Origin of the sequence: Tichowtungia aerotolerans (genome assembly GCF_009905215.1) — a bacterium.
GTDB classification, from domain to species: domain Bacteria; phylum Verrucomicrobiota; class Kiritimatiellia; order Kiritimatiellales; family Tichowtungiaceae; genus Tichowtungia; species Tichowtungia aerotolerans.
In genome coordinates this window covers 1,835,414-1,848,421 of sequence record NZ_CP047593.1, presented here as the reverse complement: position 1 = coordinate 1,848,421, position 13,008 = coordinate 1,835,414, and the positions used below count along the sequence as shown (strand labels likewise).

The window sequence follows — 13,008 nt, the reverse complement described above, 5'->3', positions numbered from 1 at the left end:
TAATATGGGGCAGGCATTTCGCCTGCCCCACCAACTTGGCCGTAATGCCTCTACATGACTTCGCCGGGAGAGGGCCCCCGGCCTACAGTTGCAGGCCCGTTCCCCGACCGGGTGCTCACCCGAAATGATCACGAATCGTTTAAAACGTCTTCCTTACGTGGGGCTTCTTCTTTAAACGCTCCTGAATCCTCAATTCTCGCGACTCTTTCGCGCATTTTTGCGGTCACTCCACATCGAACTTTTTCCTGCAAAATACGCAAAAACGACTTCGCCGGGTGAGACACCTGGCCGACAGCTACACCGACTGCAATAGTTTTGCAGGCCCGGTCCCCGACCGGGCATTCGCCGGATATGACGCCAACGTCCTTTCCCAACACAGTCCACTTTCGAAAAAGAATATTTACAAAAAACAAGACGTTGACTAACATGCATGACTTATGAAAACAATGTTGTCAATCAGGGAGTGATTGCGAAACGACCTCGTCTTCCACAAATGGAAAACGTTCTTTACTAACAAAATACAACCAAGATAGAGAATATTGTAATGAGCAGAATCACTGGATCATGCCTATGTGGAAACATTAAATACAGCGTATCAACAGAACCTCTGTTCATGGCCAACTGTCACTGCAAGTCGTGTAAAAAAACGAGTGGCTCCATGTTCTCCGCAATCGTCGGCGTATCAGAACCGACGTTTGCTCTCAAAGGAAACACCCTCACCTCCTATGTATCCCGTGGAGACAGCGGAAAACCTATCCATCGAAACTTCTGTTCGAATTGCGGAACACCGATATTTTCAAAAGCAGAAAACAGCCCCGGCATTTTGTATCTTCGCGCCGGAACGATTGATAACGAATTCGACTTTTCTCCCAAGGCCAACATTTACTGGAGAGATCACAAGGACTGGCTTCCCAAAGACATTCCCTCTTTTGAAACCATGCCCTCGATAAAATAGTGCAGGGTCGGAGGCCGGTCCTGCCACAAATGCTCGGGCCTTTGCGCGGCTAATCACCGCAACTGTAAAGTTTCAATCTGTTAAAGCGGTTTTGATAACGCTCGTTGCCGAGGCCTTCGATTCGGACAAAGCGCGTCTGGCGCGGCGCAAAACGAAACCGCTGTTCGCCGTTCTGTTTTCCGCTTTGCCCGTGAAACACCTGCTCCCACGTTTTGCCATCATTGGAAACATAAATATTGAAATCGTAGCGCCGCTGAAACGCCGTATCGAAGCCAAGCCCCACCGCCGACACCTCAACGGGTGCGTCTAGTTCAATATCGATAAACTGGGAGACAAACTGTTTGTCTCCGTTATGTTCAATATAACTGTTGGCGGACCAAACCGTCGCCCTATCGCCATCCAGCAGGGCGGCAGCATCGCCTTCACTCACGCGAACATTTTTTGCCGCCAGCGGAATTTCCTTAACCGAACCCATCCGGAGTTCCGGCGTATCGAGCGGCCGCAGTGCGACGCAGAAGGTCAGCTCCTGCGCATCCGGAAACTGCAGCGCAAGCCGCGTGATTTTCCCCTCATTGGGATATTCGCCCCGGACAACACGCGAGGTCGGAAGCGGCCGAGCGGGCTCGGCAACAAACCGCGGCTGTGGCTGTCCTTCCAGAACCTCGACGCGAACTTCGACCTGTTTGTTGTTGGAAGACAATACGGCGATGCGGCCCTCGTCTTTCAACTCAACCTGTGCCGCAGTGTGCATGAACCACCAGACCTTGGATGGATTTTTCAGCCGCAGCTCATCCTTCACAATCAGCTCGCCGCTCTCCGAATCCAGCCGGAACTCCCGCCGCACAGATTTTGCGTGCGCAGCATACGCCGGGGTCATGTCGCCGACGGCCGACCCGTCTTCCACCCGCACGATCGGGCTGTCGCTGTCGATGATCTGCTGATAGGCGTCCGTCGGATTGATTACCAGCGTATTGTGGCCTTCGGGCTTGGCTCCATAGAAATGGTAGCGCTGATCTTCATAGCTGAAAAAGTCCTTCAGGTATGGCGGCGTTGACACGTCGACGGCCCAGCGAACACCGCCCCAGTCATAGACAAAACTCCCGACGTCCGAATGCGCGTGACTCTGCCAGGGGCGTCCAAACTTAAAGCCGACCCATGCGGCCAGCGGATCGTCCCAGCGCTGGCGGAGCGCACCGACCTCAATCCGCCCAAACCCGGCGGCCGGCGGGAAAGCAATCTCGCTGCCCTTCTGCGCCGGATCATCCCAGCAGAGGCCCAGCACCGATCCTTGATGAACCTGCAGCCCCTGCATGTGCCGGAACGAAGACGCCAGCTTTTCGCTTTCGACGGCACCGGCCAGCCAACTCATCCAGTAGGCCGGGTTGATGCGCGACGTGCCGTCGCCGTAGTTGAAGGTTCCGGCTGGCCCGGTGGTTGCAGCGAGATATGCGCCGGTTTTTTCAAGCCCCGGATGCTCCAGCAAACCGAACAGCGTGCCGAGGCTGTTCTGCACCGATGACAGCCCGAGCGTCATGCCGGTCATGCCGTAGCCGAAATAGCCCGAGCCCTCGTCCCACGCCCCGCCCGGCAGCAAGCCGTTGAGCGTGCCGTTTTCGATGGACGGCAGGGCCCTGGCCACCACCTCCTGCGCCGACCCTGCAAACTCCTTGCTGTCGAGCAGCGCCGCAGCCACCACGAGCGCGGCGCCGTTGCAAACACCGTTATGGTTGTTGTAGTAGACATTGTCCGGGCGCTCGGCACGGGTCCACCAGATGTCGCTGTCAAAACTCTTGAGGTAGCACGGCAGACTGACTTTGCCCAGATTCTCCTCAGTCGCGCGGCGCAGGCTGTCCGGCAGCTCGTCATACAGCCAGTCGTAGGCCACGGCCACGCCGACCGACACCATCGCCTGATCCAGCTTCCAGCCCTTGCTCCACATCTTTTTCACATAGGCCGCCGGCAGGATCTCCTCCACTTTGGCCAGATATTTTTTGTCGCCCTCGATGCGACAAACCAGCGCCAGCGTCATCAGGTCGTCCTGCGTATTGCGCCCGATCTTCACCTCGGCGGCGGCGAGCTGATCGGCCTTTTTCTTCACATCGGCATACCACGCCCGATGCCGCGCGCTCGTTTCGGCTCGCTGCCGCACAACATCCCAACCGCCGGCAGGCAGCACCAGCCGCGGGCGTTCCGCCACAGATTTTTCGGCCACCTTTTCCTGCGTAATGTCCAGCGCCGCCGCCGTGCCGGCCAGCGCCAGCGTTAAAACAAACCCCATCATTTTTTTCATGATCCACTCCCGGCCGCGACGACCTTACTTAAGAATAATCTTAAACACATTGGCTGTTTCGTTGTAATCCATGTCCGGATAATGAAGGTAGCTCCCGGTATCAAGGGATTCCCACTCCACGTCCCGGCCGCTCGAAAGTTCCACCACCCGCTCCACCGCGCCCGGCAATGGATAGCGATGCGGCGCGCAGCTCCACAAAAACAGTTTTCCGCCCGGCTCGGGCCGGCCCAGCACAATCACATAAACCGCCTTTCCGTCTTTAGACATCGTGAAACGGTAATCTTCCGGCGTGTAATAGTTGATGGTGCTCATGCCGCCGTGCGGCCCGAAGTCCGGCTTGGTCGGTCCAAACCCATGCACCGTCCACGGGCGCGTATCAAAAATCGCTTCACCGTAAACCTTCAGCCAGTCCCCCAGCTGCCTCAAAATATCTTTCTGCTCCTGCGGGATCGACCCGTCGGGATGCGGAGAAATATTCAGCAGCATGTTTCCGTTCTTGCTGACGATGTCGACAAGGCTGTGCACCACCATCGCGGCGGGCTTGATCTTTAAATCGGTCGTATAGGACCAGGAACCGAACGAAACGGTGTCATCCGTCATCCATTTTTTCAGATCGATCTCAATGCGCCCGCCCTTTTCAATATCGAGCAGCGCCACGTCGGCGGGCAGATCGTCCTGCTTGTAGACAATTACCACCTCTTTATTGTTCCGCGCGGCATGGTTGTAATAGGCCGCGCAGAAGCGCTGCCGGAATTCCTCCGGCACCAGATTCAGCCAGGAGTCAAAATAAATCACGTCGGGCTGATAGTTCTCGATCACCTCTTCGAGCTTGCCCAGCCACATTTGGTTCCACTCGTCTTCAGGCATATTGCCATAGAGTTTCTGCAGCACCGGTTCGGCCGACGCAGTGGCGTAGCGCTTGTCATAAATATAATGACTGTCAAAACTGTCTGCCGGATCCTGCACGGATTCCGCGCCCTGATTGCGCTGAAACTGGCGGGCATGATGAAAGGTTGCAATCACCTTCATGTCGCGCTTGCGCAGCTCGGCTGCCAGCTCGCCCAGCACATCGCGCTTCGGCCCCATCGCCTTGGCGTTCCACGGCGTCCAGCGGCTGTCCCACATCGAAAAGCCATCGTGATGCTCCGCCACCAGACCGCCGAAACGCGCGCCGGACGACTTGTACACCTCGGCCCACTCCGCCGCATCAAACTTTTCCGCCGTAAACATCGGCACGAATTTGTGATAGGGAAACTCGGCCGGATCGCCATAGTTCTGCTTATGAAAATCCTGCACCTCGTGCCCGTCCTGAAACATAAAGCGCGGATACCATTCCGTAAAATTCTGCGGCACCGAATAAACGCCCCAGTGGCAATAGATGCCCAGCTTGGCATCCTCGAACCATTCCGGCGACGTATTCGCCTTCGCCAGCGACTCCCACGTCGGCTCAAACAATTCGTGCTCTCCGCCGTCCGCGGCGAGCCCCAGCATCGCCAGACAAAGCCCCAATCCAACCACCGAATTTCGCTTCACTCGCATCTCCTATCTTGGAATAAACGGTTCGATCACCGGAACGCCTGGATCCCTCAGACTGAACACCTGCCCATCGAGCTTTCCAGCTCCGGCTGCCACTTGGAATAAATCAGCAGGCATCCGTCATCGACGGTCGCGATGCCCGGCCCCTCCATCTGCCTCTCACATATCTCCATCCATCCTAGCGCCACAAAGAACACAAAAAGACACCAAGACCACGGCCCCTTTTTGTGATTTCCTGTGTTTTTTGCGGCTGTTTATTCCGGCCGCTGGGCGTCGGGATCGCTGGCGACATACGGGTTCACGGCGTCGAGCCGTTTCACGTATTCGGCCAGCGCCGGCGGCTCTTCCGGTTTGTTGAAGCGCACCTCGCACTCCGCATCAGCGGGCTTCACCATCTGCTTCGCGAAGTTGGGGCCGTAGCGAATGCGCCGGGGCTGCACCACGAGTTCGCCGTCCTTGACCCACTCTTCGCCGCGCTCCTCGAGGAAGGCGATCATCCGCCTGCGCCACGGTTCCAGCAGTGCCGGGTCGGTGATATTCTTCGTTTCGTGCGGATCCGCTTTAAGGTCGAACAGCTCCTGTTCGCCGCTCTGCGTGTGATAAATATATTTGTACCGCTGATCGGTCAGCGCAACGTACGCCTGCTCGGCAAAATACTGCGCGCCGTGTTCGAGATCGAGCACCTCGCGCCATGCGCAAGCGGGGTTGCGCAGAATTTTCAACATGCTGTCGCCGTCAAGATTCGGCGGAACCGGAATGCCTGCGGCATCGAGAAAGGTCGGCATGATGTCGCGCAGCTCAACGAGATGATCGAGCTTCTGCCCCCGCGGCATCCCAATCCTGAGCCCGTCAGGCCAGCGGATAATCATCGGCACGTGCGCACTCGACTCGTACGGATAGACTTTCCGCCACAGATGATGGTCGCCCATCATGTCGCCGTGGTCGGAAGTGAACAGAATCAGTGTGTTCTCCAGCTCGCCGCGCTCTTCGAGCACCTGCAGCACCTCGCCGATCTTTTCGTCGACGTAGGTGATGGCGGCATAGTAGGCCGCGCGCGAATCATGAATTTCCTCGTCGGAATAATGGCCGATCCCGGAACTCGGTGAATTATAAATCGATCCGCGGCATTCCCCGTACTGCTCTTCAGCCCACTCGCCGACTACCGGCTCCGGCAAATCCTGCGCCTTGTAAAAATCGATCAACCGCTTCGGCGCGTCGAACGGCGGATGTGGACGGTGACATGAAAACTTCAGGAACCAGGGCGCGTCGCCGTCGTACTCGCGCAGGAATGCCTTGGCGCGCTCGGCAGTCCAGGTGGTCGGATGGACCTCCTCCTCGTACGGCCAGGCGCGGTTGCCGCGATGGTCGGTAAAGCTGGGCGCCCCGCCCTTCGGATCCTTGTCGGGATGATTAAGCTGCATCCAGCGCATGTAGTCGTCGCGGTAAAGTCCGTCGGGCCGCAGCCGCTTATCGATCTCCTCCACCTCACAGGTCTGGAAGCCGTGCTTCGCGCCGTAAAAATGGTTTTTGCCGGCCACGTGCGTGCGGTAGCCCGCATCGGTGAACAGCTGCGGATACTCCACCTTGTACTGATTCGGAATCGTCAAAAACGAAAGCAGGCCGTGGTTCCACGGGCGCAGGCCGGTCAGAACCGCGGCGCGCGCAGGCAGGCAGGACGGCATCGACGAATAGGAGCGGTTGAACAGAACGCCTTCGTTGGCCAGCCGGTCGAGGTTCGGCGTTTTCAGCCAGTCCGCGCCCGCCGCACCGATGCAGTCGCCGCGGTGCTGATCATCCATAATGAACAGGATATTGATCTTCGGCTTTTTAGCCGACGGAGTGGTTTTACATCCTGCCCAAAGCAGCCCTGCGGCCGCACCGCCCGTTCCGATAAAACTTCTGCGATCCATGGATACGTTCATGCCAAACCCGGCCGATTTCAGCCAGAACATTTGAAACTGCAGCCGGTTTATCCGTAAACTCAAAAGAGATTTACAGTAATACAGCTCAGAACCCTCTCGTTTGAAAAAGGCTGACACAGCCCTATCATCTCTGTACACAGAGATGTATCGCTCAAAACACAAGGGAAATAAAAATGAAGCTGATGTCTTGGAATGTGAACGGAATCCGGGCCGTGATGAAAAAGGGGTTCATGGATTTCCTTGCGGTTCAGCAACCCGATATCCTCTGTCTACAGGAAATTAAGGTTCATAATGATGACCTGCCGGAAGACATCCGACAATGCGGATGGCTTGATGGCTATCAAGGATTCTGGAACGGTGCCAAACGCAAGGGCTACAGCGGAACCGCCACGCTGAGCAAAACCGAACCCGTTTCCGTTGAAACCGAAATCGGCGATGAGCGCTTTGATGCCGAAGGCCGCTTCCAGTTTATGGACTTCAGCGATTTTTTCCTGATCAACACCTACGTCCCGAACGTAAAAGGCGATCTGTCCCGCCTCGATGAACGACAGGAATTTGACGCACTGCTTTTAGCGAAGATTAAACAACTGGAAAAAACCAAACCGGTCATTCTCTGCGGCGATATGAATGTGGCGCACCACCCGATCGATCTGGCGCGGCCGAAAGCCAACGAAGGCAACGCCGGCTATACCATTGAAGAGCGTCAGGGCATGACCAACTATATCGAGTCCGATCTCGTCGACACCTTTCGTTCTTTGCATCCGGAAGCAGAAAAGTATTCATGGTGGAGCTACCGCGGACGCGCCCGCGAAAACAATGTCGGCTGGAGAATTGATTATGTTCTCACCAGCAAAGAACTGGAGCCGCGGATCCAGTCCGCCGACATCCTTGATGAAATTACCGGCTCCGATCACTGCCCCGTCGAGCTCTGTATCGGCAAAGCTTAACCGCCAGGCCACGCAATCTTTTCAAGGAATGACAGAGTCAACGAAATTGTTTTTCCAAGCATGGGGACACACCGTAAGACTACTCATCTAGTTTTTTGACCTTTCTTTTCAAAGCATTTATGCTCTGGAGAATGAACAATGCACTGTTAATAATTTCGCACGGAAGCCGCCGGTCCGCATCGAATGAGGAAGTGCTTTCCCTGACGACCAGCCTTCGCGAAGCCGCTGCCTCTTCCGTCGCCATAGTCGATTGTGCGTTTCTGGAAATCACCCGTCCAACCGTTCAGGAAAAAATCGATCAGATGGCCAACAGCGGCGTCACGAGCATTCAGGTTTTCCCGCACTTTCTCGCCGCCGGCGCGCACGTAACCTTCGATATTCCCCGCGAAATTGAAACTGCCCGCCAAAAACACCCCGGCATCACATTCCATATTCTTCCGCACCTCGGCTCTCTCGAAGGTCTGCCCACCCTTATCTTCAAAACGATCCAGACAACATCATGAAAATCGCCATCGTCCATTATCATGCCCGGCCCGGCGGCGTCACCCGCGTGGTCGAACGCGCCGTCGAATCGCTCGGCGAGCGGGCGCACTGCCTCTTTTTCACCGGCGAAGCAGCCACCGGCGACACTCCGCTGCAGAACAAAATCCGGGTCGTTCCAAACCTTGGATACTCAACTCAGCAGAAGTTCCACCCTCTGGAACTTCTGCGCCGGGCGCGCGGCGCCTTCGGCAGCGACCCGGACGTCTGGCATATTCACAACCACAGCCTCGGCAAAAACCCCGCGCTGACGCAGGAAGTCACCTCGCTCGCAATGGCCGGACAGAAAATCCTGCTGCAGATCCACGACTTTGCCGAAGACGGCCGCCCCGACAACTACACCAACCTCGGCAAACTCAAAGACCGGCTCTATCCCGTTTCAGAACACATCCATTACGCTGTACTCAATCAGCGCGACTTTGACTTTCTCAACGCCGCCGGGATTCCCGAAAAAAATCTGCATCTCCTTCCCAATGCCGTTTCTCCACTGCCCGCCACCCAACGTCCCGAGCCTAAAGCCCAGCGACTCTATGTGTATCCGTGCAGAGCGATAAGACGCAAAAACATCGGCGAACTGCTGCTGTGGAGCGCCGCCATGCCGGACGCGAAGTTCGCCGTCACCCTCGCGCCGAAAAATCCGGATGTAAAACCCATTTACGACGCATGGGTCGCCTTCGCCGAAGAGCTCGGCCTCAACGTGGAATTCGATGTCGGCGCCGACACACCGTTTGAAGAAATGATTGCCCAAGCCGATTCGCTGGTCACCACCAGCATCGCCGAAGGTTTCGGCCTCGCCTTCCTCGAGCCGTGGCTGGCCGGCAAACCGCTCGTCGGGCGAAACCTGCCGGAGATTACAGCCGACTTTGCGCAGCACGGACTCGATCTCTCCACGCTGTACGACCGCATCGCCATTCCGCTCACTTCCAATGCCTGGAACATCGGAGCCGAATTTTTCCAAACCCTGGAAGAAAAACTGCGCGCCGCGTATGAAGCCTACGGCCGGGACTGGAGCGATGAGCGCTTTGAAGAAGCCCGCACAGAGCTGGTTCCGGACGGAACGGTTGATTTCGGAATTCTCGATGAAGACCTGCAGCGCGTCATCATCCGCGCCGCCAAAGAAAACCCGGCGATGTTTGCCGGAGGGCTTGGCGATGCTTCCGGGCAGATTGCAAACAACGGTGCCGTTGTTCAGAAAAGCTACAGCCCCGAAGCCTATGGCGATCAGCTCGCATCCCTCTACCAAACCGTCCTGAACAGCCGCCCCGGCTCCATTCAATATGCCGATGGCCGGAAACTGCTCGACGAATTCCTCAACCCCGCGCGATTCAACCTCTTAAGAACCTGATATGAATGAATGGATGACAACGTTTTCGGTGGCCGGTGGATTGGCACTCTTTGTTTTCGGCATGCACACGATGACCGAAGGCCTGCGCGGCTGCGCCGGGGCCAATCTGCGTAAAATCCTGGCCCGCGCCACGCGTAATCGCGTGAACGGCGCAGGACTCGGAACGCTAATCGGATTTCTGGTGCAAAGCAGCGCAGCGACTGTCATGATTGTCGGGTTTATCAGCGCGGGACTGATGACTCTGGCGCAGTCGGTTCCGGTGATGCTTGGGGCCAACATCGGCACAACGCTTTCGATGCAGCTGATTTCGTTCAAACTGGCCGATTACTGCTTCGCGGCGATTGCGCTCGGTTTTTTGCTGCGCGCCGCCGTGCCGCAACCGCGAATCAAGGCCGGCGGCACCGCCCTGCTCGGATTCGGACTGCTCTTTCTCGGCATGTCGACCATGAGCGGCGCAATCGCTCCGTACCGCGAAACATTTACTCCCGTCTTCGAGCAGGTGGACGGTTCCACAATCGGCGGTATGATCCGCGGGATTCTGCTCGCAACGGTCATTACCGGCATCATCCAGAGCAGCGGCGCGGTGATCGGCATGACCTTTGCACTGATTGAGGCCGGCGTGATTACCGATCTGCCCGGCGCATTCCCGATCATTATCGGCGCCAACATCGGCACCTGCGTCACGGCACTGCTCGGAAGCATCGGCACCCATATCGAGGCCCGGCGCAGTGCCATCTCGCATCTGCTGTTCAACATTTTCAGCACGGCGGTCGCGGCCGCCGCCGCGCCACTGTTCTACCGCTGGATTCCAATGCTTGGAAACGATCCGGTTCATCAGGCCGCCAACGCCAACACCGTTAAAATGGTCATCACTGCGCTGATGGTCCTTCCGTTTGCGCCGCTGCACGCCGCGCTGGTCCGACGGCTGGTTCCGTCCCGCAAAGCACCGCCGCAGCCAAGCTTCCTCGATGAGGATCTGGTGCCGACGCCGGAACAGGCGCTGCATGCCGTCCTGCGCGAACTGCGCCGCATGACTGAGCTGTGCCGCGAAAGCCTCGCTCTGGACGAACAGCTGCTCGATGAAAAAAACAACCGCGCCGTCCGCACCATTTATCAGAACGAAAAGACGCTCGACTCGGTTAAGCAGGCCACCAGTGATTATCTGGTCAAAATCACCTCGCGCGTTCTGTCGCGGCGGCAGGCGGTCCTCGCGCAGCATCTCGACCGCTGCATGACGGAAATCGAACGAATTGGGGATCACCTCAAAGTGATCTGCCGGCTCAACAGTCGACTTCTGCCCTACACGCAGCACGTTTTCTTCACCCCGTTCCGCAACCAGCTCAAGGAACTGTACCGAGCCATCAGCCGTATTCTCGGGAACCTGAGTGAATCACTCGATCCGGAACATAAAAACCGCGAAGAAACCGCCGCAGCCATTCTGGCTGACCGTAAAAAATTTGTAGAAAAGAAAGACACGGCCAAGAGACTGATTATCGAACACGTCGGCCGCAATGAAATGCCGCCGCGTTTAGGCATTTATCTGAACGAGTATCAAATGACCTTCAGTAAAATCGCCCGGCACTGTAAAACGATTGCCGGAGCACAGAAGAGTCCCTTCTTCTGGCTGAAGGAACACAAGCTCGGACGCCATTCTGAGGCCTATGCTGAAAAAGATATTTTAGACGAACTCGACGAAAGCGATTTTTATGAACATCTTGACTGACCGCATCCAGGAGTTGAGCCGGCCACTCGAACCGCTCCCGACCGGAACAGCGCTCTGTCTGAAACCGCTGGACGACATCGACACCGTTCTGTTCGACATTTACGGGACCCTGCTGATCTCCGGGTCCGGCGACGTCGGAACCGCGGCCGCAACCGACAGCTCGGAAGCGCTGGTCCAGTCGCTGATTGTGTCCGGTTATGAAGGCGATCACGAGCGCGCCGGCGAACTCGGTCCCGGGCTGCTCCGCACAGAAATCGAGCACTGGCACGAAATCGCCCGCGACGCCGGAACCGATTATCCGGAAGTGGAGATTTCCCGGGTTTGGAAAAAACTGATTCAACGTTTCCAATCCCTGGAAATTCTCAAGCACGACGACGACCCGATGCGGATTGAGCGGCTGGCGGTGGAATATGAATGCCGGGTCAATCCCGTCTGGCCGATGCCTGCCGCACAAAGCACCATCGAAAACCTGCAAGCGCGCGGCTTCCGCCTCGGAATTGTTTCGAATGCGCAGTTTTATACACCGCTGATTATGGAAACGCTGTTTGGCAAGCCGCTCGAAGAACTCGGCTTCGAGCCGAACCTGTGCGTGTTTTCCTATAAAGCGCTGCGCGCCAAACCGTCCATTGAACTTTTCCAAACCCTGGAAACGAAAACCGACTGGAGCAAAACGCTGTATGTCGGCAACGACATGCTCAACGACATCTGGACCGCCTCGCAGGTCGGATGCCGCACCTGCCTGTTCGCCGGGGACCGGCGCTCGCTGCGCCTGCGCAAAAAAGATAAACACTGCAAACATCTGGCTGCCGACGCCGTAGTCGATCACCTGCATCAAATCACGGAGATGGTGTGAATATTTTCCGAATCCTTTTCTGCTCAGCCATTCTGGTCATCACCGGCTGCATAATGCCGAAAAACACAACCGGCCTGCATGCCGTGCTGGGAAAAGAGCGCCAGGATGTTGCAAACTATCGCTGCACGATGGGGGCTCATCGCGGAGATTCGAGCTTTTACACCGAGAATTCGCCGCGAGCGATCCGCGCCGCACAGAACAATCCGCGCTATGCCTTCATCGAATTTGACGTCCAATATTCCGCGGACAGAGTGCCGGTAGTCGTGCATGACGGCAATCTGCGCCGGGTTTTTCAACATCCGGAAAAGGTGAAAAAAGAACCGTTTGATATGCTTCAAAAGCTGAGCGGCAATGAAATTGCTGCCTATGAAGACATCATGAACCTTGCGGACGGGAAACGCGTCAACATCGAAATCAAATCACAAGGTGATGAAGAAGCCGATCGACAGTTGATCGACCGAGTGATGGACGACATCCGAGACCGGGGCATTGAAGAAGGCGTGCTGATCAGCTCTATTTCCAACGAGGCAGTGGAATACGTGAAAACCCGATATCCTGAGATGAAAGCCGGACAGATCTTTTTCGTAAAAGCATCCACCTGGCTGCCGTTTGATTTCCTCACCAAAGGACTGTACCGCACCACCTCGGCGGACTACCTCATGCTTTACACCGCCAATCTGAGCAATATTGAAGACCTGATCAATTTAAAGCCCAAAGACAAAACCCTCGTCTTCTGGGATTTCGGCGAAACGATGTACATCGTCCACAAAGATTTTTCGGATCGCCTCTGGGGGCAGTCCGCAACCATGAACGTTGTCAACTGGCTCCGCTTTCAAATCGCGCGACCGTTTGCGCGATAAACGCCTTCCTGCCTATACGCACAAACACTCTGGCTTT

General features: G+C 56.5%; 12 protein-coding genes. 7 read left to right on the top strand and 5 right to left on the bottom strand.

The window, feature by feature from the left end:
- Nucleotides 1-128 precede the first annotated feature (128 nt).
- On the bottom strand, nucleotides 129-428 hold the full coding sequence (locus tag GT409_RS07595) for a hypothetical protein (protein ID WP_160628501.1): 300 nt from the start codon (nucleotides 426-428) through the stop codon (nucleotides 129-131).
- A 116-nt stretch (nucleotides 429-544) separates the two neighbouring features.
- Between GT409_RS07595 and GT409_RS07590 the strand changes: the two genes are divergently transcribed.
- Nucleotides 545-955, top strand: a complete 411-nt coding sequence (locus GT409_RS07590; RefSeq protein WP_332882235.1) for a GFA family protein — start codon at nucleotides 545-547, stop codon at nucleotides 953-955.
- Nucleotides 956-1,004: 49 nt separating this feature from the next.
- Here GT409_RS07590 and GT409_RS07585 read toward each other — a convergent pair whose 3' ends face one another.
- From GT409_RS07585 to GT409_RS07575, 4 genes are all read right to left on the bottom strand, one after another.
- Nucleotides 1,005-3,245: a discoidin domain-containing protein gene (locus GT409_RS07585; RefSeq protein WP_160628499.1), complete on the bottom strand. Its 2,241-nt coding sequence runs from the start codon at nucleotides 3,243-3,245 to the stop codon at nucleotides 1,005-1,007.
- 24 nt (nucleotides 3,246-3,269) lie between these two features.
- Nucleotides 3,270-4,778: an alpha-L-fucosidase gene (locus GT409_RS07580; RefSeq protein WP_160628498.1), complete on the bottom strand. Its 1,509-nt coding sequence runs from the start codon at nucleotides 4,776-4,778 to the stop codon at nucleotides 3,270-3,272.
- Nucleotides 4,779-4,831: 53 nt separating this feature from the next.
- Nucleotides 4,832-4,954, bottom strand: a complete 123-nt coding sequence (locus GT409_RS16010; protein ID WP_269844994.1) for a hypothetical protein — start codon at nucleotides 4,952-4,954, stop codon at nucleotides 4,832-4,834.
- Nucleotides 4,955-5,035: 81 nt separating this feature from the next.
- Nucleotides 5,036-6,733 carry an arylsulfatase gene (locus GT409_RS07575; RefSeq protein WP_160628497.1) on the bottom strand — a complete coding sequence of 566 codons (1,698 nt, stop codon included), beginning with the start codon at nucleotides 6,731-6,733 and terminating at the stop codon, nucleotides 5,036-5,038.
- Between the two features lie 143 nt (nucleotides 6,734-6,876).
- Here GT409_RS07575 and GT409_RS07570 point away from each other — a divergent pair, with 143 nt between their 5' ends.
- The 6 genes from GT409_RS07570 (at nucleotide 6,877) to GT409_RS07545 (ending at nucleotide 12,971) form a co-directional block, all read left to right on the top strand.
- Entirely contained in the window at nucleotides 6,877-7,650 is a 774-nt protein-coding gene (locus GT409_RS07570) for an exodeoxyribonuclease III (protein WP_160628496.1), read from the top strand.
- A 95-nt stretch (nucleotides 7,651-7,745) separates the two neighbouring features.
- Nucleotides 7,746-8,153: a sirohydrochlorin chelatase gene (locus tag GT409_RS07565; protein WP_332882234.1), complete on the top strand. Its 408-nt coding sequence runs from the start codon at nucleotides 7,746-7,748 to the stop codon at nucleotides 8,151-8,153.
- On the top strand, nucleotides 8,150-9,535 hold the full coding sequence (locus GT409_RS07560; RefSeq protein WP_160628494.1) for a glycosyltransferase family 4 protein: 1,386 nt from the start codon (nucleotides 8,150-8,152) through the stop codon (nucleotides 9,533-9,535). Before GT409_RS07565 ends, GT409_RS07560 begins: the two co-directional genes overlap by 4 nt.
- A 1-nt stretch (nucleotide 9,536) precedes the next feature.
- On the top strand, nucleotides 9,537-11,258 hold the full coding sequence (locus GT409_RS07555; protein ID WP_160628493.1) for a Na/Pi cotransporter family protein: 1,722 nt from the start codon (nucleotides 9,537-9,539) through the stop codon (nucleotides 11,256-11,258).
- Nucleotides 11,242-12,111: an HAD family hydrolase gene (locus GT409_RS07550; protein ID WP_160628492.1), complete on the top strand. Its 870-nt coding sequence runs from the start codon at nucleotides 11,242-11,244 to the stop codon at nucleotides 12,109-12,111. The genes GT409_RS07555 and GT409_RS07550 overlap by 17 nt, the downstream gene beginning before the upstream one ends.
- On the top strand, nucleotides 12,108-12,971 hold the full coding sequence (locus GT409_RS07545; RefSeq protein WP_160628491.1) for a glycerophosphodiester phosphodiesterase: 864 nt from the start codon (nucleotides 12,108-12,110) through the stop codon (nucleotides 12,969-12,971). Before GT409_RS07550 ends, GT409_RS07545 begins: the two co-directional genes overlap by 4 nt.
- Nucleotides 12,972-13,008: the final 37 nt, after the last annotated feature.